Annotated in this window: 20 protein-coding genes; 1 reads left to right on the forward strand and 19 read right to left on the reverse strand. The window is 44.0% G+C overall.

The genetic code is table 11. The features are described from left to right. Positions 1-277: 277 nt before the first annotated feature. A complete protein-coding gene (locus OCL06_RS07450) occupies positions 278-1,042 on the forward strand; it encodes a hypothetical protein (RefSeq protein ID WP_262993842.1) in 765 nt (254 codons plus the stop codon). A 103-nt stretch (positions 1,043-1,145) separates the two neighbouring features. Here the strand turns inward: OCL06_RS07450 and OCL06_RS07455 are convergent, their stop codons facing one another. The 19 genes from OCL06_RS07455 to OCL06_RS07545 form a co-directional block, all read right to left on the reverse strand. Continuing rightward, entirely contained in the window at positions 1,146-2,333 is a 1,188-nt protein-coding gene (locus tag OCL06_RS07455) for a nucleotide sugar dehydrogenase (RefSeq protein WP_262993132.1), read from the reverse strand. 128 nt (positions 2,334-2,461) lie between these two features. Next, a complete protein-coding gene (gene rfbB / locus OCL06_RS07460) occupies positions 2,462-3,544 on the reverse strand; it encodes a dTDP-glucose 4,6-dehydratase (RefSeq protein ID WP_262993133.1) in 1,083 nt (360 codons plus the stop codon). Positions 3,545-3,555: 11 nt separating this feature from the next. Then, a complete protein-coding gene (rfbD, locus tag OCL06_RS07465) occupies positions 3,556-4,413 on the reverse strand; it encodes a dTDP-4-dehydrorhamnose reductase (protein ID WP_262993843.1) in 858 nt (285 codons plus the stop codon). A 6-nt stretch (positions 4,414-4,419) separates the two neighbouring features. Then, a complete protein-coding gene (rfbC, locus tag OCL06_RS07470; RefSeq protein WP_262993134.1) occupies positions 4,420-4,965 on the reverse strand; it encodes a dTDP-4-dehydrorhamnose 3,5-epimerase in 546 nt (181 codons plus the stop codon). Between the two features lie 62 nt (positions 4,966-5,027). Next, positions 5,028-5,909 (reverse strand): glucose-1-phosphate thymidylyltransferase RfbA, encoded by an 882-nt coding sequence (gene rfbA / locus OCL06_RS07475; protein ID WP_262993135.1) that lies wholly within the window; start codon positions 5,907-5,909, stop codon positions 5,028-5,030. Positions 5,910-5,937: 28 nt separating this feature from the next. Continuing rightward, a complete protein-coding gene (locus OCL06_RS07480; RefSeq protein WP_262993136.1) occupies positions 5,938-6,678 on the reverse strand; it encodes a sulfotransferase family protein in 741 nt (246 codons plus the stop codon). A gap of 32 nt (positions 6,679-6,710) precedes the next feature. Next, positions 6,711-9,452, reverse strand: a complete 2,742-nt coding sequence (locus tag OCL06_RS07485; protein WP_262993137.1) for a glycosyltransferase — start codon at positions 9,450-9,452, stop codon at positions 6,711-6,713. Between the two features lie 8 nt (positions 9,453-9,460). Further along, positions 9,461-10,666, reverse strand: a complete 1,206-nt coding sequence (locus OCL06_RS07490; RefSeq protein WP_262993138.1) for a glycosyltransferase family protein — start codon at positions 10,664-10,666, stop codon at positions 9,461-9,463. Next, positions 10,666-11,118, reverse strand: coding sequence for a hypothetical protein (locus tag OCL06_RS07495; protein WP_262993139.1), 453 nt, complete (start codon positions 11,116-11,118; stop codon positions 10,666-10,668). Before OCL06_RS07495 ends, OCL06_RS07490 begins: the two co-directional genes overlap by 1 nt. 10 nt (positions 11,119-11,128) lie before the next feature. Continuing rightward, positions 11,129-11,605, reverse strand: coding sequence for a GDP-mannose mannosyl hydrolase (locus OCL06_RS07500; RefSeq protein WP_262993140.1), 477 nt, complete (start codon positions 11,603-11,605; stop codon positions 11,129-11,131). Positions 11,606-11,609: 4 nt separating this feature from the next. Further along, on the reverse strand, positions 11,610-12,569 hold the full coding sequence (fcl, locus tag OCL06_RS07505; RefSeq protein WP_308446000.1) for a GDP-L-fucose synthase: 960 nt from the start codon (positions 12,567-12,569) through the stop codon (positions 11,610-11,612). A gap of 60 nt (positions 12,570-12,629) precedes the next feature. Then, positions 12,630-13,745 (reverse strand): GDP-mannose 4,6-dehydratase, encoded by a 1,116-nt coding sequence (gene gmd, locus OCL06_RS07510; RefSeq protein ID WP_262993142.1) that lies wholly within the window; start codon positions 13,743-13,745, stop codon positions 12,630-12,632. After that, positions 13,742-14,383: a sulfotransferase domain-containing protein gene (locus OCL06_RS07515; RefSeq protein ID WP_262993144.1), complete on the reverse strand. Its 642-nt coding sequence runs from the start codon at positions 14,381-14,383 to the stop codon at positions 13,742-13,744. The genes gmd and OCL06_RS07515 overlap by 4 nt, the downstream gene beginning before the upstream one ends. 33 nt (positions 14,384-14,416) lie before the next feature. Continuing rightward, positions 14,417-16,948 (reverse strand): glycosyltransferase, encoded by a 2,532-nt coding sequence (locus OCL06_RS07520; RefSeq protein ID WP_262993145.1) that lies wholly within the window; start codon positions 16,946-16,948, stop codon positions 14,417-14,419. 11 nt (positions 16,949-16,959) lie between these two features. Beyond that, on the reverse strand, positions 16,960-17,901 hold the full coding sequence (locus OCL06_RS07525; protein WP_262993147.1) for a sulfotransferase family protein: 942 nt from the start codon (positions 17,899-17,901) through the stop codon (positions 16,960-16,962). After that, a complete protein-coding gene (locus OCL06_RS07530; protein WP_262993149.1) occupies positions 17,885-19,159 on the reverse strand; it encodes a hypothetical protein in 1,275 nt (424 codons plus the stop codon). Before OCL06_RS07530 ends, OCL06_RS07525 begins: the two co-directional genes overlap by 17 nt. A gap of 19 nt (positions 19,160-19,178) precedes the next feature. Continuing rightward, on the reverse strand, positions 19,179-21,305 hold the full coding sequence (locus tag OCL06_RS07535) for a hypothetical protein (protein WP_262993150.1): 2,127 nt from the start codon (positions 21,303-21,305) through the stop codon (positions 19,179-19,181). A 158-nt stretch (positions 21,306-21,463) separates the two neighbouring features. After that, a complete protein-coding gene (locus OCL06_RS07540; protein ID WP_262993151.1) occupies positions 21,464-21,997 on the reverse strand; it encodes a hypothetical protein in 534 nt (177 codons plus the stop codon). 71 nt (positions 21,998-22,068) lie between these two features. Then, positions 22,069-25,749: an FG-GAP-like repeat-containing protein gene (locus tag OCL06_RS07545; RefSeq protein WP_262993152.1), complete on the reverse strand. Its 3,681-nt coding sequence runs from the start codon at positions 25,747-25,749 to the stop codon at positions 22,069-22,071. Positions 25,750-25,853 lie beyond the last annotated feature (104 nt).

A 25,853-nucleotide genomic window follows, 5' to 3' on the forward strand; every position in this document is an offset into this window, starting at 1 on the left:
AAGCCTTGCGGTTAGTAGTGACTCACTTGTTCGGTTGGCGTTGTTGCTTTCCCGTCGAAGTGGAGGCGCATTTTAGACAGTTATAAGTAAAGGTCAACACCTATACCCTAATTATATTGCTTCAACGCGTTCAAGTGGCTACTTTTTATTCATTGACACTTCTTTTGTAGACAATTTGAACTAAATAGGACTAGGATGGTTCAAATGTTACGATATGTTAATGTGCCGACAAGGATGAGTCTCACGATTAGTACAACTATATAGGTGGCAAGTTATGATGCGTAAAACAGGTCTGTTATTCAGTCTGGCGTCGCTTTGCTTTACAGCACCAGTGTTTTCAGCTTCATCAGACACCCCAGAGTCACGGGATAAATTTCAGACCACATTTCTAAAACGCCAGGTCGACCAGAACATGTCGGTAGGCAGGGCCATCCGCTCTATTGCCAGTCATTATCCGCAGGATGTGGTATCCATTGTCGATATCGCGTTAGACACCTACCCCGACCAGCATCGCGAAATCATCTTTGCGGCGATTTCAGCGCAGCCCGCATCCACTGAAGAAATAGTCCAGCTGGCTATTGCGAAGGATGTGAGTTCGTGTGCGGCGATTGTAAAGCTGGCGATTACGGCTGAGCCGAGCTATGTCGATTTCGTCGTGCAGGCAGCGGCCAATAGCACGCCGGAAGATCTTGACGAAATAGTACGGGTTGCCGTACTCACCGAGCCGGACTCTGCAGATAGCATTGTGCAAACCCTCAGTCAGGAACATCCGAACAAGTTTGTGCAAATTATGACCACCGCGCTGAATACCGTTCCGTTTGTTGGCGAGTATGTCGTAGATGCCATGCTGGCTGTGTTTCCCGATGAAGCAGATACTGTAATAGAAACGGCTGTCCGCGAGTCAGCTTCAGAACGCGAGCAGGTACTTAAAATATTAAATACCGCTCAGCACGCAGGTGTACCCGACAGCAAATTACGAATGTATGCGCTGGCGGCAGGCATTTCTGAGTCGGACTTCACTACTCATGTGGCGGGTAAGTAACACGGGGCACATCCTGGCTGTTTACTTCTCTTATAAAATAGATGAGTTAAAAACAAAAAAGCCGCGCGAGCGGCTTTTTTAGTATCTAGCGTATCGCTCACTTTTAGTCAGCGTTGAATAAATCCCGGGTATACACTTTATCCAGCACGTCGCTGATGTCGTCAGTGACACGGTTGGCAACAATCACATCCGACATCGCTTTAAATTCATTCAGGTCTTTCACTACCTGTGAGTTGAAGAATTCCTCTTCTTCTAACACAGGCTCATAAACCACCACTTTTATTCCCTTGGCTTTGACACGCTTCATAATGCCCTGAATAGCACTGGCCCGGAAGTTGTCAGAGCCTGCCTTCATGATAAGGCGGTAAATGCCTACTATTTTTGGTTTCTTACTGACAATGGAGTCGGCAATGAAGTCTTTACGGGTACGGTTAGCATCCACAATGGCCTGGATCATGTTATTCGGTACACTGCTATAGTTTGCTAATAGCTGCTTAGTATCTTTCGGCAGACAGTAGCCCCCATAACCAAAGCTGGGGTTGTTATAATGACCGCCGATACGAGGGTCTAAACTCACACCTTCAATGATTTGTCTGGTGTCTAAGCCGTGAGCCTCAGCGTAGCTGTCTAGTTCATTAAAATACGCCACCCGCATAGCCAGGTAGGTATTCGCAAACAACTTGATAGCTTCAGCTTCGGTACTGTTGGTAAACAGTACGTCGATGTCTTTTTTGATTGCGCCCTGCTCCAACAATTGCGCAAAGACTTTTGCCCGCTCACTTTGCTCGCCCACAATGATACGGCTGGGGTGCAGATTGTCGTATAGCGCCTTGCCTTCGCGCAGGAACTCAGGTGAAAATATCAGGTTGTCGGTGCCGTGGCGCTCTTTAGCGTCAGCCGTAAAGCCTACCGGCACGGTAGACTTGATCACCATTACAGCATTTGGGTTCACCGCCATCACAGACTGAATAACGGCGTCCACACTGCCAGTATTGAAATAGTTCGTCTGCGGGTCATAGTCGGTAGGCGTGGCAATAACCACATACTCGGCATCTTTATATGCGGCCTCTGCGTCCAGAGTCGCCGTCAGATTCAGCTCTTTTTCAGTCAGGTAAGCTGAAATCTCTTTGTCTTCAATTGGCGACTTTTTACTGTTAAGCAGCTCGACTTTTTCGGGAACCAAATCGACGGCGGTTACTTCATTGTGCTGCGCCAGAAGGACAGCGTTTGATAATCCTACATAGCCTGTGCCGGCTACGGCTATTTTTAAGCCATTTTGAACGCTTTCCATACCTGCGTAACTCCTTCATATACACACTAAGTTTTTCTACTGCTATTAAAGCAGGAACGATTTCTTTGATAAAGCAATAAAAAAGCCAGCTGGACATGCTGGCTTCGTTAATTTATAACATTTTTTAACTAGGAACCGGCGCCCAGACGCTCGCCCTGATAACTGCCATCCAGGACCGCTTTCCACCAGGCTTCGTTATTCAAATACCATTCAACAGTTTTACGAATGCCGCTTTCAAAGGTTTCCTGTGGGGTCCAGCCAAGTTCTCGCTGTATCTTTGAAGCATCAATGGCATAACGCATATCGTGGCCGGGACGATCCTGTACATACGTGATTTGCTCAGCATACTTCGCATTTTTAGGCTTCACATCATCCAGAATGGAGCAGATTGTTTCTACAACCTCGATATTCTGTTTTTCGTTATGCCCGCCTATATTGTAGGTCTCACCGATCTTGCCTTCCAGCGCAACTAGTACCAGCGCACGTGCGTGATCTTCCACATACAGCCAGTCGCGAATTTGGTTCCCTTTGCCATACACTGGCAAGGGCTTCCCTGCCAGCGCGTTTAAAATAACCAGCGGGATCAGCTTCTCAGGGAAATGATATGGACCGTAGTTGTTTGAACAGTTAGTTACCAGGGTAGGTAGCTTATAGGTACGCAGCCACGAGCGCACAAGCTGATCAGATGACGCTTTGCTCGCAGAATACGGCGAGCTGGGCGCATAAGGGGTAGTTTCTGTGAATAAGGGCAGCTCGGTATCAGCTTCCACTTCGTCTGGATGTGGCAAATCACCATATACCTCATCGGTGGAGATATGATGAAACTTAAAGCCGGCTTTCTTTTCCTCTGCCAGCTTTGACCAGTACGCGCGTGCTTGTTCAAGCAACGTGTAGGTGCCCACGACATTAGTCTGAATAAATTCGCCCGGCCCATCAATAGAACGGTCTACATGGGATTCCGCCGCCAGGTGCATAATAATGTCCGGCTGGTAGGCTTCTAACACTCGTCCAATATTTCCGGCGTCACAAATATCTACCTGCTCGAAGTGATATCTGTCGCTATTATCCACTGACGTAAGTGATTCCAGGTTACCTGCGTAGGTAAGCTTATCGACATTTACTACGGTGTGGTCCGTGTCATTAATCAGGTGCCGGACTACTGCCGAGCCGATAAACCCGGCGCCGCCGGTAACTACAATAGTTTTGCTCATATGGCTAATTCTTACTTTAATTCGTTCATCATCGCTGACAACTGCTGTCGCCAGTGCGTTAGCGTTGCATCACTAAACGTTTTCCGCGTTAATGTTTTATCCAGCACGCTGTAATGCGGCCGCTTGGCCGGCGTGGGATAATCTTCAGTAGGGATAGGTGCAACGGGAATCGCAGTATCCAGTAAGCCTGTTTCACGGCCTAACTGTTGAATCGCGAGTGCGAAATCATACCAGCTACAAACGCCTTCATCTGACCAGTGGTACACACCAGTGATTTTCTTATCAACCGCCTCAAGACACGCTTCCGCCAGTCCTTTAGCCCAGGTGGGCGAGCCAATCTGATCATCTATAATAGTCAGTGCTGGCTTTTCCGCCATCAGGCGAAGCATGGTTTTTACAAAGTTATTACCATGGGCTGAATATACCCAGGAGGTGCGAATGATCGTACTTCTATCAGGCAATATCGCCTGGAGTGCTTGCTCACCTTCTGCTTTGGTTTTTCCATAAACGCCTTGAGGTTCAATTTTGTCATCAACGGCATAAGGTGCGCCTTTTTCCCCGTCGAATACGTAATCGGTAGAGCAATGCACCAATTGAAGCTGCTTCTCCCGGCAATATTCTGCTAAGTTTTTTACCGCGGTAACGTTTAGCGCTCGCGCTGCTTCTTCATCAGACTCGGCTTTATCCACAGCAGTATATGCTGAGGCATTAATAACTGCGGTAATCTCACGCGCCTCCAGCTTTTCCTGTATGGCTGATTTATCGCTAAGGTCAATATCCTCTCTGCCTAAGCAAATACATCTGTCTGAAGCTAAGCGTTTAAGTTCCCAGGCTAACTGCCCATTTTTTCCAATAACTGCAATCATAATAGCTGCTTAAAACGTAGGGGCATCAACGAAGGCTAAGCCGTCTTCATCTTTTGCAGACAATGAGGGAGTCTTGCCATCGACCAGTGGCCAGTCTATGTTCAGTGAAGGGTCGTCATACTTTACTGAAATTTCAGACTGCGGGTGATAGTAGTCAGTGCATTTATACACAAATTCCGCAGAGTCACTGGTGACGTAGAAACCGTGGGCAAATCCAGCGGGCACCCATAGCTGGCGCTTATTATCTGCAGAAAGCAGTACACCCACCCATTGTCCGAAGGTAGCTGAGTCTCTGCGCATATCCACCGCAACGTCATATACTTCGCCACTCACAACACGCACTAATTTACCTTGAGTATGTTCAAGCTGATAGTGCAAGCCGCGGAGAATTCCCTGGGAAGATTTAGAGTGGTTATCCTGAACGAACTCCACATCAGCGCACTCTTTTTTAAACCAGTCAGTTCGGAAGGTCTCCATAAAGAAACCACGCTCGTCGCCGAAAACTTTAGGCTCGATAATTTTGACATCTGGGATATCAGTTTTTACTACTTGCATTGCTTTTCTTTATTCCGAATAGTCTTAAATTCAGGCTTGCGATAAGTACACCGGCAAACTGGTTATTGCTTTACCCGGTCGTGGATAACCTGCAGCAGGTAGTCGCCATAGCCGCTCTTTTTCAATGGCGCAGCCAGCTTTTCAAGTTGAGCAGCATCAATGAACCCCATACGGAAAGCAACTTCCTCTGGACAACACACTTTCAACCCCTGGCGCTTTTCGATAGCCGCCACAAAATTTGCGGCATCCAGCAGGCTGTCCAACGTGCCCGTGTCCAGCCAGGCTGAGCCTCGCCCCATTAGCTCTACTTTCAGGCTACCATCCTGTAAGTAGAGATTATTGAGGTCAGTAATTTCAAGCTCGCCTCGGTGAGACGGCTTCACTTCTTTGGCGAAATCTACCACACGGTTGTCGTAATAGTATAAGCCGGTTACCGCATAGTTTGACTTCGGTGCAGGGGGTTTTTCTTCAATAGACAATGCATTCCAGTTTTCATCGAAGTCTACTACCCCATATCGCTCCGGATCCTTTACGTGATAACCGAACACTGTAGCCCCATGTTCTTGCTTAAAGGCACTTTGCAGTGACATCTTTAAGTCGTGCCCATAGTAAATGTTATCACCCAGCACCAGCGTACAGCTGTCGTTGCCAATAAATTGCTCGCCAATTAAAAATGCCTGCGCTAAACCATCAGGTGAATCCTGCACGGCGTACTGAATATTCAGACCCAGCGATTCACCATCGCCAATAAGCTCTATAAACCTTGACTGTTCAGCAGGGGTGGTAATAATTAGAATATCGCGGATACCTGACATCATTAATGTTGTCAGCGGATAAAATATCATTGGTTTATCGTAAACGGGCATGAGCTGCTTACTTACCACTTTGGTAAGTGGATGGAGACGGGTGCCCGATCCGCCCGCCAGGATGATTCCTTTTCTCATTTCTCGTACCCTTTTCTACTGACAAGCATTATGCGTCAAATTTTTGCTTAGCTAACTCGTATAATGCGAGGTCGTCTGCATTGTTTTCAAGTAGAAACTCATATGCGTCTTCACCAATTTCATCACGGATTTCAGCAAGCTTCTCATCGATGGATTTTCTGGTATCCCGACTGACGTTATGTTCTTTCGGTGCAATCGTAATATCCTTGAAGCCTTCCTCACGCAACCACGTTTCCAATTTGCGTAATGAATCGTCAAAAGCTTCGACAATTCCGACAAATGGCAGATGTTCAACAGCAAGCTTTGCTCTCGTAAGTTCATCACCGTGTTGGGGACCACACATGTATGCAAACCGATCGGTATGAAAGTTTTTACACTGCCTGTCGTAACCCAGTGCTATACGCGTCTCAATGTATCCCTTGAGAGACGTATTTCTAGCTAACACTGCACCAAATCCATCGCCGCCTTGCTTCTTTTCAAATGAATACGCGGAAGCAATTCGATCTATAGGGTGACGTATAAAGATGACGGGCAACAATTCCATTTCATCTACTCTGGGCACAGGTAATAATGCCGTATGGGAAGAAAAGCACTGAGCCTGCGTGTTACTACGCACCCAGTCTTTTACAAGTTCCCGGTTTTTACCCGGATGGGCCGGAAACTCTTCGGTGACCCACTCGACGCCTTCTTCAAAGTTTTCTTTAAGTGAAGCGTCAAGCGATGTCCCGGCATTTTTAAAAAGGTGGTAATGGAAAATTGCTTTTTTCATAAATCTCAAATTCTGTTTCGAACAATCCAACTTTATTGAGTGGTGTACAAGCCAACGCTCGCAAAGATCTCTTTAAACACTTTTTTGCCATGCTCAAATGAGTAACGTTCTGATACCAACGACATCGCGTTAGATGAATATTGTACCCACTTCTCTTCGTTGTCATATAATTCTTGAATTGCGGTGACCCACTCATGTGAACTTTCTGCAATTTGTGTACTGATACCGCTAGCCAGACCGGTACCTTCAGCTGCCACTTCGGTCAATACAGAGGGTAACCCATAAGCCATCGATTCCAGCACTTTACCTTTAATACCTGCACCTGATAGCAGTGGCGCAACAAACACCTTATGTTTATGGAATACGTCGTCTAAGCTTTCCGCGAAGCCCACCATTTTAATGTTGTCACATTCATAATTTTTAAATTTGGCAGGCATCTTACTACCATACACATACAACACGATATCGGGTCGTTCTGCGTGGAGGGCTGGCATAATTTCTTTAACAAGATACTCTACCGATTCAACGTTGGGGAGATGGTTGAAGCCTCCCAAAAAGGCAATCCCCTCTCTCGCATAAAAATCGGGACCAGGGACTTTTTCTTCCAAGACCCAGGGTGTGATGTGCATATTATGCTGCTCAAGCGTATGCGACTGGATCACCGCATGCTCCGTTGAATTATACGTAAGGATAGCGTCTGCTTTTCTGCACACATCCAGCTCACGTTCTTGTGTAACCAAAGCGGCTTCTATTGCGTCACTGTCGTTACTTCGCAATGCGGCACGGATTTCACGCAGAAAATGTAAGTCAGCGTTATTAAACAGCACCGGCTTACCACTCTCTTTAATGACATCTATATATTTTTCCGCCACTGTATAGCGGGTAATATAGACCGCATCCATTTCCGGCAGTCTTCTTTCCAACACATCAAACAACGAAGTGTAGAACGGTGCTGCAAGCACTTCCACGCCCATGCGCTGAAGGTTCTTGGTAAATTTGCCCATGTACGCCAGGTTATCGGGAACGAACGTCACCTTGAAACCCAATGCCTGCATTAATTCAATTTCTTTAACTGCAGCATAGCTTCCCGCGTCGTTATTCGGCATAGGGACGGCGTAATCAATTACCAAAACCCGTTGATCTACATTGTTATCCTTTTCTTGGTGTAAGCGTTCTGCTGATGGTTTGCTCTTGGCTTTAAACGCGCTAAACCACTTCTTTCTGAACGTGGCTTCGTTTACCTTCTGGTAGCGCTTTAACCCCACGGTAGTGTCAGTACCATGACTTTTGCCTTCCAAATGGATCACCACTGAATGAGGTACGTACATGGTTCGGTACCCAGCCTCTCTTACTTTGAAAGCAAGATCAGCATCTTCATAGTAGCAAGGGGCAAACTCATCGCTGAAGCCACCCACTTCTTCCCATACGTTTTTGCGAATACACATTGCTGCACCGGTGACGTAGTCTACGTCACGGGCATAGTTCCACTCAGGCGCCCATGGGTTACTATTTCTGCCTACATTCCACGGCTCACCGTTGCCCCAGATGAGGCCACCGGCTTCCTGCAACGAACCGTTTTCGTTGATTAGTTTCGATCCCGTTAATACTACCTGGTCGTCTTTTTCGTGCTGGAGAACAAGCTCGTCTATCCAACCGGAGGTAACCTCTGTGTCATTATTTAAAAATACGAGGTACTTACCCTTCGCTATTTTAGCAGCCTGATTACAACTTCTTAGGAAACGAAGATTTTCTTCGTTCCGGGAGATAACCAGGTTCTCTATAAGGTCTTCAGCTCTACTGGTTACATCTTCTGAACAATCATCGGCTAAAATAACTTCGTAACTGGTTTTATTAAAAGACAATGCAATAGAAGCTATGCAGCGGTACGTGAGTGCGAACTTATTGTAGGCGGGCACCACGATAGATACCTTAGGGTTTTCTACCTTAGGCAGTGCAAAAGCCGAAAATGAGGTCATGTCTTCGTGAGCATTTACAACGGCATTATGCACTACGTGTAAATTTCTAATTTCATCGACCTCACCACTTTTTGCGAGCGCTTCCATCTGTAGCTTTAGCGACTCATAGCGATAACCGGCATGACCCGGCTTGCCTAACAATTCTGGTTCTGATGCGCTGTGCGCTAAAAACTGCACTGGTGTTAGGATGGGCGATGATTGTATGTAATCGACACCGGCGTTTGTTGACGCACCTATTACGCTTATGACAATTTTCTGCTTACTGTCGGTCAGTAGATCTTCGGGTAACCAGATATAATCAAAAAATTCCGTATGCTCGCTTTCAATGGCCTTTTCACAAAACACGCCTTGTTCGGAAGCAAACCGAATTACCTGAGAACCAATTTCGGTGGCCGAGGTTAAGCGATAACTGAGTTTGTTACCTTCCACATTGATGATATCCGCATGAAAATGCTGACCAAGCTTAGGAAGAGTAAATTCGTTAGTAGGAATTTTTTCATTAGAACTGGCCACTCTAATCTCTACAGAAGTTCCAGGGGTGAGTTTATCTTCGTCAATCTCTACAGAAAACGCGTGATAGCCCGCGTTGATCCCATGTTCTTCCAGATCAGCCCGAAATTCGTTTGCTAAGCCTTTACCTAACAATTCGCCTTCGCTTGTATAGATACAAACTTCCAACGGCGCTTCATCCTCCAATAATGCCGCCCAGCCTGTAAGTTTTCCGGCCTCCAGCCCATCAATTGAACCTGCGAGTTTCTTTCCTTTGGAGGCAAGCCGATTCTTTCCTGCTTTAAACATGGTATTTCCTATCTGGTCAATTTCTGTAATTTTTCTGATACCCAACCGCCGAACGAGCGACAAATTTGGCGTTTATACTCATTGTCTGCGATCAATTCGCCGCCGGTTGTATCTCGCCAAGCGCGCAGAGCGGCATTCAAACTCGCATCGTCATTATAGTCAAATAAAAATGCCCGGCTTCCAGTGCTAGTTGCTTGGCGGGATAGCCACGTTTTACTTGTACAAAGCAGTGCACAACCTCTGGCCAGGCCATCCCAGAACACCCCTGAGGTTTTGTAAAAGTAACTTTCCGGGTGATAATTAAATAACATAGCGTCCACGCTGTTTAGTAAACCTTGATAACGCTCAAAGCTTAGCTCGCCTAAGTACAGCTCAAAATTGTCGTAGCGAGGCTCTAACGCAGATAAATGACTTTCAGCATCAGGAAAGTCTCTTATTCCCGGCGACTCAGTGTTCCAATGCACGATAAATTTGATATCGGGGAAAGAGTTAAGCAAATTTTCTAGCTGGGCTAAAATTAGCTCAATACCTTTATCTGCTTTTACACTTCCTACATATATTAAAATCCGTCTCGATTGATTACCCTTATTCGGCGTAACCTGCGAGTTTAAGTTAATTGCCGGGTGCAGTTCTACCGGGGCTTTGAGTATCTGTTGGTAAGCCGCCACATATTCTTCGCAGCTTGTCGCAAATACTAAACGTGAAGTTGCTATAGAAGATTCCAGCAATGTCAGCGCCAGATTATATTTTATCGACCATGCTACACGATCAGCGTTAGTGCGCGAATCAATAAGATAATTGCCTGGATCGAACATGCCACATAGGAGCAATGCAGGCCCGGCGTCTCTGCCCACCTTCATAAAGAACTTAGCTAACCCAGATATATGAAAGCTAAAGCCTGTGTGCAGAAGTAGAGTGTCTGACCGTTGAACTCTCCCTTCGCTGTACAAGCGAAGTAATTCATCAGCAAAGCTATCAGAAATACGCTCCTCTTCTTGAGAAGAAAGCGCAAAAAGGCGGTTAGTATAACAAGGCGTCTGAAAGTACGAATTTACGCGCCCCCCGCTTGGGAGGGTTATAGCTTCGTTCAACTTCTCAGACGCATATACCCGAATATTGCCAATTGACTCGCCCAAGAGATGGGATACGGTGACATGATGGGAGTGCGTATCTTCGAAACCGGGATCGAGAACAACGAGACCAGACTCCTGCATTACTTTATGAGGGCGGTTAGTTTTTCACTAAGCTCGTGGGTAGAGAGCTGTATTTGCCTGTGAATTTGCTGAGTCATGGCCACCATCATCTGCTTTTGCGATACTTGCAGCTTAAATATACTCACTGGAACCTCGTTTACCCATAACACCAGTTCATTACTGCCAATTTCAAGCGCCTGCCAATTTGGCTCAGTGGTGAAACCGAATTGCCCATCGCCCACCCCGGATTTAACCAGATCCTCCCGCATCAGGTTAGCCTCGGTCTTGCATACTGGGGTGTTATTTACTGTAAGTGAAACTTGGCACTGTTCTTTGCTAGCGTTCCTGGGAATGTACGCCCAGCCAGAAAAAACATAAGGTGAAAGCTCATCCACATGGAATATAGCGAATTTAGGGTTACATTTAACTCGACGCTTTTTATTTTTTAGTTTTTTAATTATTTTAGATAACACCTGTCTTCACCTATTTATTGCCCAGCTCCAAAGCCGGAATATATGCTGCAGAATGTGCGTGCACCTCGGGATGAGTTGAAACTTTGTGTTTATCCATCCAAATGTACCGTTGGTGCTGTTCTCCCAGAGGCAGAGGGAGGTCATTATCGCCTATCTCAAGGTGATATCCCAGCACCACATAATGCGTTGAAGGGTGAGACCCCATAACACTGTCTTCATAAAAATGCTCATACACACCTAGCAGGTTAGCGTTCGCCCTCGCGTAGCCTACACCCAGCTCGTGCTCAGACAGCCGTAAAAATGCCTGGTCCAGTGATTCGTTTTTTAAAATTCTACCACCTGGGACAAACCAGAGCCCCTGGGCAGGTCGGTTATTACGAAAACCCAGTAACACTTCGCCTTTGTCATTTTCAACCACGAGATCTATTGATACGAGTGGTGTGTTATCGATTACTGCTGTAAACGCCTCTTTTGAGAGAAATCCCACTTTATCAGCCTCTGAAGTTATCCTGATTGTTCAAAAACCATTGGTATGCATTCATTAGCCCTTCTTCAAGGGAATAAGTATGCTGCCAGCCCAACGCATGCAATCTCGAAACATCCATCAGTTTACGTGGGGTGCCGTCCGGTTTACTTGTGTCCCATACAATATCGCCCTTAAATCCAGTCACTTTTGCAACCGTCTCGACAAGCTCCCTGATAGTGCAGTCTTCGCCGGTTCCCACGTTAATGTGGCTTAACATAGGCTGGGTATTGGCAAGATAGGTTTCACTGTCCAGATTCATTACGTGCACACTAGCTGCCGCCATATCGTCCACATGAAGAAATTCGCGCATAGGTTTACCGCTTCCCCAGGCCACCACTTCACTATCCCCTCGTTCCGCAGCTTCGTGAAATCGGCGTAGCAGTGCTGGAATTACGTGAGAATTCTCAGGGTGAAAATTATCATTGGGGCCGTAGAGATTGGTAGGCATGACAGACCGGTAATCGCGTCCGTACTGACGGTTATAACTTTCACACAATTTAATGCCGGCTATTTTGGCAATTGCGTAGGGTTCGTTGGTTTCTTCCAGCGTGCCTGTTAACAGAGCGTCTTCCGACATGGGCTGAGAAGCCAGCTTAGGGTATATGCAACTAGAACCCAGAAACAGTAACTTATTTACGTTATTTGCGTGTGCAGCGTGAATTATATTTGCCTCAATCATGAGGTTTTCATAGATAAATTCAGCAGGGTAGGTGTTGTTGGCGTGAATACCGCCCACTTTTGCGGCCGCCAGATACACTTCATCAATGCTATTTTGAGCGAAGAACGTCATGACTTCAGACTGGTTTGTAAGATCTAACTCGTTACGAGTACGCGTTATAATTCTAACTTCTTCACGGTCTTCCAATTGCCTTACAATCGCAGCGCCAACCATACCGCGATGACCGGCTACAAATATAGTTCTCATTAAAATTTCCCCAAATATTAAAAAAGCCCTAAAAAGGGCCTTTTCGAAACAAATCCAACCCTATTCTTTAGCCACTGATACGGTATATCCATGCTTTTTAAGAAGAGCATGCTGTTTTGCCTTTTCAAGGTCCGATTGCACCATTTCTGCACACATTTCTTCCACAGTGATTTCTGGCGTCCAGCCCAATTTTTCTTTGGCTTTAGAAGGGTCACCCAGCAGAGTTTCAACTTCGGCGGGGCGGAAGTAACGAGGATCGACTTGGATAATCACATCACCCGGGCTAACGCCAGGGGCCATCTCGTGATTCACTTCAACCACTGTAGCGATTTCCTGTTCGCCCTCGCCGCTGAACTCTAGAGTTATACCTGCTTCGGCCGCTGACATACGCACAAATTCACGTACAGAAATTTGCTTTCCTGTAGCGATAACAAAATCTTCTGCTTCATCTTGTTGCAGCATCATCCATTGCATTCTTACATAATCTTTGGCGTGCCCCCAGTCTCGCAGTGCGTCCATATTACCCAGATACAAGCAAGACTCTAATCCCTGTGCGATATTGGCTATACCGCGAGTGATTTTACGGGTTACGAAGGTTTCGCCTCGCCGAGGTGACTCGTGATTAAACAGAATACCATTGCACGCATACATGCCATAGGATTCACGGTAATTAACCGTAATCCAATACGCATACATTTTTGCAACGGCGTACGGGGAACGCGGGTAGAATGGAGTGGTCTCTTTTTGCGGTGTTTCCTGTACTAATCCATACAACTCAGAAGTAGACGCTTGATAAAATTTCGTTTTCTTTTCTAATCCCAGAAAGCGAATAGCTTCAAGCAGACGAAGTGTACCAATAGCGTCTACATCGGCAGTGTACTCAGGAGCTTCAAAGGACACTGCTACATGTGACTGGGCGCCAAGGTTATAAACCTCGTCAGGCTGCACTTCCTGTAAAATACGGGTTAGGTTAGAAGTGTCTGTCAGATCACCATAATGAAGGTAAAATTGTGGATTTTTTTCGTGAGGGTCTTCATAAATATGATCGACACGCTCAGTGTTAAATAACGAAGCCCTACGTTTGATACCGTGAACTTCATATCCCTTACCTAATAAAAACTCGGCAAGATATGAGCCATCTTGCCCAGTAACCCCAGTAATTAAAGCTTTCTTCACGAACACACCTTTTCTAAATCAAGTTCAGTTAATAAGTCCGATATTTTAGTTTCTTTTTCTCTAAAAATCTCCAAAGCGTTTTCTATAGTTCGCCTTTTTGGGGAAAAGTAGTCTGGGCTATATGAGCTAGACGGCTTCCTTTCTAATTGTAAAAAATCTGCTATTTCATCCAACTTGGGTTTCGATGACAGAGAATTATAAGGAGCATAGAGTACATTTTCCTTCTCAAAATACTGATACCACTTAGTAGCAAAACTCTCCCAAAAGTTCATTTTATCATCAATAAACTCCTCATAACTCTGTGTTAATCCTCCTGTCGACTTTTCAAGCTCATACCAACTGGAAACGGAGAGAACTGGATTCCGCAGTTGGACTAGATACTTTCTTTCTTCAACAAACGGCAGTGAAAGATCAAACTCATGAGTCTTAGTTATTCTCTTGCCAGCTCCACAGAGGTTATTTTTCCTAGTCCAGTCTAACCCTGAGCTCGGACAATCTATTTTATTACCATCGGCATCACTACAAGTGTAAAACTCGCAGTATTCGTTATTGGCGTAACAAAAAGTGTCTAAAAGACCGACTAAGATATGGTGTCCACTACGAGGGAATGTAACTATATGTGCCCTACTCTTATTCATTACCTACATCCTAAAATTATTATTAAAAAAATACTAAACATCTTCTATCGATAGCAGTTTAAATGATAATTCCCGCTTCTCATTTAACGATGATTTATGAAATTTGGAAGGAATGAGAGTCACCTCAAAATAATTTGACTTCATGTTCGCAATGTAAAGATCTACAACCTTTTCTTCACTTCTACTAAGAGAGACCACAAGTTCCTCATCTATAAATCTTATGGATATAACTTGTTCAGAAAACAAAACATTTTTTATCCGTAGCGAAAGCTTTTCTACTTCCTTTGATATGCTCACACCGATTACAGACTTGGACGAATGGCACCAACGAAATTTATAGTCTATCCCAGATTCAGGATATGGTCCTTCTTCGACATCGACGCCCTTTTTATATGAGAGAATCACTGGTTTATCTCTGATAGACTTAACATCATGGCTCAATTCAATTTTTCTGGGTGCGCCAACCTTGTCAAAAATCTTTTCCTGCAGTAGTGCTGCATGAATAGAATGATAACAAGCCTCCAACGTGAATTTATTATGAGCATACAAATGGGAGCTTTTAGATAACGAGCGCCTCATGGTCTCGTCTCTATATAATGTACTTATTATTTTACTTAATTCTTCAGAGGAAGAGTTATTTAATTTATAGCCAGTTACGCCATCAATGATAGCATCTTTTATACCACTCATATTTAAACCTATTGAAGGAACGCCGCACATGGCTGCCTCTAAATAAACCTGACCCAGGGTTTCTTCAGAACTCGGAGCAACAAAGAGATCCATAGCGTTTAGAGCGCTCACTACCGTTTTTTGTTCTTTAACATATCCTGTTGAAATAATGCGACAATTGTCTAGTTTTATCGATACATCCAAATTTCCGATTAGTAAAATCACCAATTTGTTAATATCTAAACGACGAACTGCATCTAGGAAAAGTTTTCCACCCTTCCGCGGGTCACTCAACGAAGAGACACTAAATCCTAATACAAACTCATCGGATCCAACGCCAAACTCTTCCCTGCAGTGGCTTTTATCCACTGGTTTGTATAGGTAACTCGGCACACCTAGTTGAATATCATAGACTGGTACACTAGCACCCAACGCCTCGAGTTTCGAAGCAACAAAACTTCTGGTCCACGCCGAATTAACAAATAACTTTAAGTTTGTACTATTTTTTAGTAACGAAACTTTTTCTTCCCACGCAGCATTGATTTTGTATTCATCAATAATCGGATATTCGTTTTTACTTGGGCATTCCGCATCACAGCCAGTTAGATGTTTTTGACAAAAACCTGGGTAAGCGCACCTTCCGGTGAACAACCAAAAATCGTGTACTACCCAATAAGTAGGCAACTTTTTCTGTATTTCATCAATTAGAGCAACTGTGTCAGGAATTTGAGAATGAATATTTCCAAATATCACAATATCAGGGTTATTTTTCTCAATTGCTGCATTAACATAAGCCGAGTGACTACCTTTCGAAACTGAAAGGTCAAGTGGTGTTACCTGATGCCCAGCCATTTCTAAAGCTGCGCATATTCTCTGATGTGCTATGCCAGCGCCATAATTGAAACCATGGTCATTTATTGCAAGAACCCTTAGTTTCCTTCCCCACTCAAATTCAGGCCGATTTAATTCTTCTGGTTCTATATCCCACTCCTCAATAAAACGCTTACGAACGCTAAGGAGTTCTTGCTTAAATTTTGTAGGGTCCGCGGTTTTCTGTTCTGGGTGTGACCGAAAATTAACTATTGGGGTATGGATAATATGGAGGTTTGCTTTGACAGCTGCAAACCTACACCACATTTCATAATCCATACTATAAAAACAGTCTGTTTTTACATGTGCACCGGCACGTTCCCACAAGTCTTTTGTGAAGAATACCTCCGGTTGGTAGAAGAACTGACCAGCGTTCCAGCCTTTATCAAGGTCGAGTAATTCCTGTATCGGTAAAACACCTTCTTCACACGCAGTTATATGTCTGCTTATTATTTTATCATTTTCATATACTTCACAAATACCAGCCACTAAATCAGCCTTGCTGGTGATAAACGCCAGCGCCATTTTAAACAGGGCATTTGGAGCGAATTGATCATCGCTATTTAACCAGGTATATATATCGCCGGTGGCTTTATCGAATCCCTTATTGATTGCATCACTTTGCCCTTTATCTGGCTCAGAGACAAAGTAGTTTATATGCTCAGAGTATTTCTCGATAACAGAAACAGTACTATCTGTAGATCCACCATCTATAATAATGAACTCTATATTTGGGTACGCCTGACTTATTACACTGACGATGGTTTCTTCGATGTACTTTCCTTGATTAAATGATGGAGTTACTACGGAGATTTTCGGCCAATCTATACCGTTTGAGGACATTGGAAAGCAAGCGGGATCATCTTTGAATAATTTTTCAGAAATGAATTTTTTTAACTTAATTGAAGCAGGAAGTTTTTGGCCAATGAGTAACGCATCTAACTCATATCGCGCTTTATCTAAACGACCGTCTTTCCAACTCTTTATAATAATATCGAACTTCTTGCTAAGCATTAAATTTTCCATTAACGATTTCTTTAAAAGCTATACGACATCATATTAGCAACCTCTTCAAACGCGCGAGATTTGCTAACCTCATCTTTAAGAGACGATGATAGCCCAAGTCTTTCTCTAACCTGAATCTTACTGCCCTTTCTACCGCTATCGCCCGTAACATTATGTATATTAAATGTAGTAGAAAAGTTTTCATCATATTTGATATCTAAAGCTGTAGATATTAACTCCATCTGGGCCTTTGGATTATCAACAAAATCTTCGTATTTATAAATCTCACTCATTTCAAAGTTTTTTAAAAAATATAAAAGTCTGGTGCAATACTCATTAAAAGTTGGCGGGGAGAAGTGAACCCAATTATTTTTTATAAGAGAGAGGTAACTATCGACCGGATGTCTAACTGTAGCTATTTTCTTAATCTCGAAATCATCACTTAGTATATTTAAAATTGAACATGAATTAGAAGAGTTATCACCGACACAGAAATCCGCATGACTATGGTCGCGTATAACTAATTCACCACCTAAAGCATTTATATGATCGCTCACGGTGACGATGTTATTACGCAATATGGTCTCGGATAGTGAATTTATATTGGGAACATTTGCATAATGACATAATCGAGTGATATCAGTTGGAGAATACTCTGCTCCGCTTTCATTAAAGTGGAGCTTGGTATAAGGATGGACTTCACTCAGCAAGTACACATTAGGTAATGACGATATACATTTTGAAATTAGGGTTCCGCCACTACACGCGAAATGGTGTACCGTTCTCAGAACATCTTTTTTATTAATTTTTGATAGCTTTTCGCACCTTTCTAACAAACTAAATTCTTTACTCTCTACTGAAGCGGTCGACTCTTTTTTTGGCAACAAATACTTCTGTTCAATAACTTGCAGCGCACTTTCTATTTCAGTATGCAAGCTTTTCAAACTTTTTTGATTATTATATATTTTTTTCATCAGCAATCTCAGGGTACTTTTTTTCTAACTTGAGATAAAAATCTGAGGCTTGCCTTAGCTTTTCGTAAAGTTCGTTTATCAGAAGGGTAAGCTCTTCTTCACTTTTTATCTTTGTACGATATTTTTCTCTCAAATCTTCTAGATCTGAACTCAGTTTTAAGTTTAATTTAGAGGTAATGTCCAAAGTTTCCATTAGTTTTCTTTCCGAATTCTTCGCTTCGGCTATTTTATTACTGGAATCTTCGAAATAATTCTCCCATTTTAACTTATCGCTTGAGTATTGCTCGATGAGGTTATTTAGTTCAGCATCGCACTCATCTTTCCCTTGCTTTAAACTTTCACTTTCTTTTATTAAACTATCTTTAATCTCAATAGATTTTGAAAGCTCACTTTCTAACTTATGATTAATTACTTTTAGATTTTCTAAGTTAGCTTTTGCTTCTTCTGCTTTTTTATTTAGTTTTGATTCTGAGAGCAATACTTCTTTTTTACTGTCTTTTAAATCGCTTACCTCCACACGCAGTGACTTTAAAGATATTTTCAGTTCTTGATTTTCCTTTACAAGTGCATCTACGTTATTTTCATGGTGATTTCTCTGTCTATAATATTCTTTTGCTGCAGTAAGATCAGTAGACTTAGTGGAAACAACCATGACAAATGGCGGCGCGAATTCAGGTACTACAATAAAATCTCGCTCGGCCTGTGCCAATAACGTTTTTACATTTGCAAGTGGAGACTCATCTCCAAAAAGCGGAGGTTGTGAAGTTTGAATAAGTAGATGAGTAAAGTCAGTCAGTACTTGTGGAGAAATACACTTGCTTTCTGCACCGTTCAATTGGGTAATTAACAAACTCGGTTCACACTCGCTAATACCAAGTTTATTCATGCAGTCACTTAATAAAACAGTTTTGGCTACCTCCTCCTTAAATTTTAAGGCGGGGCGAACTTTTTTTATTTTTGAGGGCATTAACGAGGAAGTGTATCCCACTAAATTACCGATAAAAATCGGTAGTTCATCCCGTTGCGGATTGTCAGATAGGGGGACACCTTCCTCCACTATAACAGAGTTAGACCTCTTCTGTTCAGATACCAGCAAACGGGCCCGTTCAGCTAGCGACTTTTCCGGCTCGATTATGAGGACCTTACTCGCAGATGACTCAACTGCCCAGCTTAGCAGTGACTCTGACTTTGCACCTAATATAACGATGTTTTTAGGCTGAACGGACAACCCCTTTGCCATACGTAGCATGTCACTCATTGAATCGCTCCTGCGCTAGTTACGAAAACTTATCAATCATATTAGAAAGCAAACTCTGCCAGTTTTTCAGTGGCTGATTTAATTTAAGCCGTTTTAGATCCAGGGTATGTAAACGGTCAGCTAGTTGCTTCAACAGTTCGGATATAAATTCTCTGTCCTCTTCTTTTAACTTCTCGATCGCAGTTTTTTGATTCTCATTGAGCTTCTCGGGCAAATCTAAAACTAATTTAGGCCCCCACTTATCTTCCTGTTCGGGCGGCCAGGTAGCTAATGGCGCCTGTTTATTCGCAAGCTCTCTGAACTCTAAGCTGCCATAATTTGTGAAGTCTTCACCCTTGATTTGCTTAGCACCAATTTTAATTTCATAGTTTGCGAAAGATTTTACTCTATGCCGCAGACCTTCAACGCTAATAAGCAAGTGCTCGTTGCTTGGTCCTACCATATTTTGTTTCAGCGTAAGCTTTTTGAAACGCAATGGTTTTTCCGCAGGGGTTGTGGATACGAGTGGTACCAAAGCCTCCCGCAACGTGTTCAATTTACTTGGCCAGCTAGAAAGGTCCAGTTGCTGTGTGGCTTCAGTGGTGGCCACTTCGCGCGCTTCTAATTTTGCTTGTACTTCCTCTAATAAACCCACTAACATCAATTTGTCGTCATTAGTCAGACTATTAAGGGCCTTTTTCCCAGCGTCAGTAAACGGTGTCAGGATTGAAAAGTCACTTACTTTACTGCTACCGGTTTTAATAAATTTAGAAAGTGGATATACCCGTTTCTCAGTTGGTGCATGAAACTCCAGTTCAAGTACTCCATTGCGTTCGTTCACCGTGAAAGAAAAAGCATCCCAGTGGTTATTAGCATGCTCTACATTGGTTAAGCGAACTGTAATACGTTGTAAGTCTTCACGTGAAATCCCCCCGGTGAGGGTGACAGATTCTGTTAGTACGAGCGTTGGAAAACGTGCAGCAATCCGTTCTTTGTACTCATTTAAACTTTCGTCTTGCTGAGAACCACCTTCACTCTTAAGCTTTTGATATTCCACGAAGTAAAATTCTAATTCTTCCTGCAATTGTTTTATTTGTAATTGCAACAGCTCTTGTTCATTCATCGCGTTGGTTAACTCGTGCGTTAATTCTGTTGAGACGTTGGTGCCATCAATGAGTTTAGTTTTTAGCGCTAAGTACTCGCGCTTCTCTTCCTCAGCACGTTTATACACCCTTTCATATTCTTCTTGCATTTGTGCAATTTGCAACTGCAGTAATTCTAATTCTTTGTTCTCGGCCGGTTGTTTTTGGGAAGCTTGAGCTTCTTGCGCCTGCTGTAGGTCTTCTAGCTTTTTCAACTCGGCTGAAAGTCTGGCTATCTGGGTGGTGTTATCAGTTAATTGAGCTTCCAATTCAGTAATTTTACGCTGTTTGTTGGTTGTGCTATCCGTCTCTGTCTGTAACTTTTTAAAAGTGACTTCCAGTTCTTCTTGAAGCTGTTCAACCTGGAGCTTTAACAGCTCGTTATCTGCTTTCTCACGGCTGACGGCGTCCTCCAATTGTTTAGAAGCATCAATCGCTTGGTTCGCTTGGTATTCTAGGTTTTCTAATAACTGATGATGAGACTGAGCTAGCTCTAATGTCACATAGGTTGCGTTCAGCCACTCCCCCCCTTCTGAAGCTGCAACAAAACCATCACACTCAGCAATGAAAAGAGCTAAGTTGGGGTCTAACTTTAAACTGGCTTCAAGTACACGACTGAACTTCTTCTGGTTTGCATCCAGACAGTCGCATGCTTCAATGACACTTTCTTTAGAGTAAATATAACAATAGTGCTGTAACGCCCGAAAATATGCTGACCATTTATCGACCCGTTGACGTAACGCGTCTTTTTCCAAACTGGTTTCTCGTAGACCGATAAGCAGGTATTGAGCCAGAGTAGGCAGTATAAAACGCAGTTTGGCGTCATCAGCTTTTTCAGTGGCAAAAGCAATGTCAACGTCATTCTCACTTTCGCCTATAGTAGCCAAAAATGCTTCAGTGGTGTAATTTCCCCCGGCATCCAGCCAGTCTACATCGGAAGCTAAACTCCCAGTTTTTATGTATTCGTTATTCGGGTAGTTTAGTTTCAAGATATTTTCGTCAGGAGCAATAATTGCCTGCGACATTGCTTTACATCCTTTTCACTACATATCAGGCAATGATACCGAAGAGCGCTGTAGCCCGCTACCGCTCATAGTATTAAATCACAGTGACAATAAAATTTATTTCAGCTCAGCGAGTTGTTACAAAAACTACCTGCCTTCTTTACGCTTCGTGAAAATTGTTAAAAGTCATCCATAGTCGCGGACTCTTCTAACGGCTCGCTAATCATATAATCCTCTGCCGAAGTAGGCTCTTCTAGCTCTACCGTCTCAAGCGGAATGTAGCTCACACCATCAGTGTTCTCCGGCAACTGGGCTTTTGCTTCTGCCAGTTCATCCTCAAAGCGCAGTTGGTCAAGCTCCGTGGGTTCACGTAACCCCATCTCTGCATCTAACTCAGCAAGTTCGTCGTCATCCTTAACCCAGCGAATCATTTCATTGTCTTTGGGTATAACGTCAGCTTTGTGTTTTCTTTGTGGTGTTTTTTGTGATGTTGTTGCTGGAGTTTTTTCTTGTATGGGTTGAGCGGATTTAGGACTGTTAACCTTTATTGTTCTGGTTCCTGGCAACTTTTCTCCCGTATTCTGGTTGGCTGACTTGCCGTTCTCTTGGGGCAATTGTTGTTTTTGTTCCACAGTAGGGGCATTACTATCACCATGTAGCAAATATGCTAAACCTCCCAATGCGATTGCCAACAACAGCAGTGCAACTTTCATTTTTCATTTCTCCATATCAAAGAAAACGGCCACTCGTGTGGCCGTTTTATATCACACCAGTTAGGTAAGAATTATTGCGCCATAAACCAGCGGCCACCTACGGTCTTAACTACCCCTGAAGCGATGCGCTCGGTGCCGTCCATTAGATGAATAATGATTCTGCCACCTTGCGACTCATTGCGCCACATGAAGTCTACTTTGCCATCGCCGTTGAAGTCTTCCACTTTGGCCAGCGACCAGGCGGTGGCCACCTGCAGTAACGCTTCTGAGCTGGCAACCATGCCATCCTGCATAAAGTACACCGAGGTACGCCCGTCTACGGTATTGCGCCAGATTAAGTCATCAGTACCGTCGCCGTCCAAGTCACCAGTGCCAGCCAAACGCCACGCACCAGGGGCTACTGCATCTGAGCTGAGTTTAGTCAGGCCACCCTGGGTATCCGCCAGCGACCAAATGCTTACGGCATTGCCACTTCGCATGATCATATCTGCAGCGCCATCAGCCTTAACATCTGCGGTGCCAGCTAAAGTATAGCCTGCCAGCGGGTCACTAACCCGATACGCTTTATTGGTGCCGTTCATAAACCAGAATGCCAGCGAGTTTCGCTCCTGATTTATCCAGATAATATCGTCTTTACCGTCACCGTCCAAATCATCAATATTACTTAGAGTAAAAGTACTACTCACATTTGGCATGCGACTGCGTGCCGTTACATTTGCACCGTCCATCAGGTAGAGATAATTCATGCCACCGAACTGAGCAGGATCACGCCAGAATAAGTCAGACTTACCATCACCCGAGAAATCGCCCAAGTACAACTGCCAGTTCTCGCCTTGTACCACACTGATGGCCTGTGGTCTGGGGTACCGTAATTCTGTGCCCGCCATGCTCCACAGAAAGTTCCAGCCACGGGTATTGCTGGCATTTCGCCAGACGATATCGGCACGGCCATCACCATCAACGTCGGCGCGTACCGGCAGCTCGGAATTATCACCAATGCCATCGCCGTCTGTATCCTGCCATTCGGTGGGGTCGGTAGGAAACGCATCTTCCCCATCTGACCTTCCATCCCCATCGCTATCAGCTTCGCGAGGTGATGTCCCAAGATAGAACTCTTCGATATCTGTTACCCCATCACCGTCAATATCTGACATTGGATCGTGGGGGTAATAAGGATCAAATCCATATCCCGTTTCCCACGCATTCGGCAAACCATCGCCGTCAGCATCGGTAGTGGCAAGATATGCCTGGATATAAGTGCCCGCTACATCGCCCACATCGTTATTCTTAGAGCCATAAGCAATGACACTGCCATCCCAGTTTATTTGTGGTTGGAAAAGATAATATTTATAGTCGTCTTCACCAATATCTTCACTCACTATGTGTAATGTGCCTGTGGTCAGGTCTTTCACAGCAAGCGCGAGGTTTGACCCTGCGTCATAATTGAAAGCTACTACTTCCCCATTGCCAGAAATAGTTCCCCAATTAATAATATCCAATGCGTTCCCATCGGCATCTACGCTTACTGCGGTTGCGTCGAGAGTACCTACATCGACTTTTACGATGTAAGGAGTCCAATAACTCCCAAACCCTTCAATAATATTTGTCGCTGTAGTTGTGTAAACTACTATTTTTCCATCATAGGAAATGTCAGGATTATATGAGCTGTCATCGCCTAAATTATCACCCTGACGGGATATCACCGTGTTACTTTGTGCTTCTACGTCGTACAGTACTATCTGTTCATAATACGCTGTAAAACCCCACACGGCCTCATCGTTAGAGGCATAAACTATATATTTACCATTGCCTGAAATTTTGGGGTTCACCGAGCTTCCCCACGACTGTTCTTCCCAGTACGGCTGCTGTTTGCTCACCAACGTAATTTCGTTGCTTTCGTGATCATATAGATAAACATTGCTATACCAACTCGAAACATCATGGTTGGTTAAATTACTCGCCACTGATTCAAAAGCAATGAAACGACCATCCGAAGACACGGACGGATTGTAGGAAGAGTCATCCGCCGCTGTTCCATTAGCAGCCAACGTCACCAGGGTGAGTTCCTGAGTGTCCAGTTGATATCGATAAATATCCTGATCATAGGTCACGTCATCAATATGTATATTGGTAGCACTTGAAGAAAATACAATCACATTTCCATCATCGCTGATGTCAAAGACTTCCTGATATCCACCGTTAGCATCTGCCTCTCGTAATCCCAGGCGAATTTGCTGGATACTTTTATCTTGCCTGTTATATATGAAAAGCTCATCGTAATACGAATCGCCTTTTTCTGACAAAAGCCGGTCGTCTGTTTTAAACAGTACAAACTGACCACTATCGGAAATCGCTAAACTGTCAACATCATCAAAGGAGCCTAACGACATCGGCGCGCTCAACTTCGAGACCTCCTCAGTTGCTATTAGTACGGCGAAGACATCCTCATAATTATCAGTGTCTGTAAAATCAGGTATAAGGTGTGCACTTTCTGACTGAAAGCCAGCAATGCTGCCGTCACCACTCAGGGCAACGTTCGATACCCTGTCAAAATAATTCAGATCGTCAGTGGTATGTTTAGACAGCAAGGTAGTTGACTGTGTGGTTAAATCACGCAAATAAGCGTTTTCATACTCATATTCAGAGGATAAATTAAAGGTGCCATTCCAATCATAATAAGAAAAAGCAACTTTACTCCCATCAGAGCTAAGCGCTAAACGGTAGTCGTACCCGAGATAGCCGTCATCGTTATTTCCACTATTAGTTACGCTTACAAGCTGTGTAGTGCTTTCTGACATGTTTCTGACGTAAACATCGTTGACCCAGTCATTGTCTAGGCCGTCGAGTTCTGCATCAGAAATAAATGCTATGACATTCCCGTCATCACTTATTACAGCAGAGAAACTGGAGTCATTGCTATCCTGGAATCCCAGGGAGCTAACACTCACCAATTCTATTGCGCCAGTTTCGATATTATAGCGATATATATCCGAATACCCGCCGTTAACATCCGTTTCGTTTAGTAGGTTAGAAGCTGAAGAATGAAAGCTGATAAACCGACCATCACCGCTTATCATAGGTGCTTCAGAATCACCGTTGCCTTCTGCACTCCCCTCCCCCAGGCTAATTCTGGTAGTTGTGCCTGCTACTCTGTCTCGAAGGAAAATATCAGCGTAGCCATTCGTATCGTTCTGCGTGGCGTCCAATGTGGTAGCAAAGCTCGCGAAAACCACCAGGTTACCGTCGTCAGATACAGAAGCGGCGTATGAATCGGAGTCCCCCTTGAGACCATCAGTTGCTACCGAAATTAATTCAACTTCGTCGGACTCTGCGTCCCAGAGATAAATATCACTATACGTAGTTCCGCCCAATGCTATGAGATCATCAGACCTTGACTGGAAAACGACAAATCTGCCGTCACCGGAAATAAAAGGTTTTTCACTTCCTGAATAGGAAATTGAGGTCAAGTCCGGGTGCATTTTGGATATGAGATCTAAGGCACCCGTCTCAAGGTGTTTACGGTAAACATCACATCGAGGTTGACTTTCGCCGCTAATATTTTCTGCACAACTAATAAAAGCTGCATAATCACCGGAGTCGGAGAATGCCACATCAGTGCTGTTACCAAGACTGTAGTTCGTTGTAGTTTGTATGACGGTTTCTGTAGGTAGCCAGGTATCTGCTGTTGCGCTTGCAACTAGCACACCTAGGCTCACAGATAGGTATCTGAATGTAAATAAAGAATTTTTCATAACTTTCTCTTAAGATAAACAAAAAGCTATGAAATGAAGAAACAAGAAAACTCCACTTTCCTTCGTTTTGTCACATGACTTCCATGTCATAGCCAGACCAGATT

Origin of the sequence: Alteromonas salexigens, assembly GCF_025628895.1 — a bacterium.
In the GTDB taxonomy this organism is placed as follows: Bacteria; Pseudomonadota; Gammaproteobacteria; order Enterobacterales; family Alteromonadaceae; genus Alteromonas; species Alteromonas salexigens.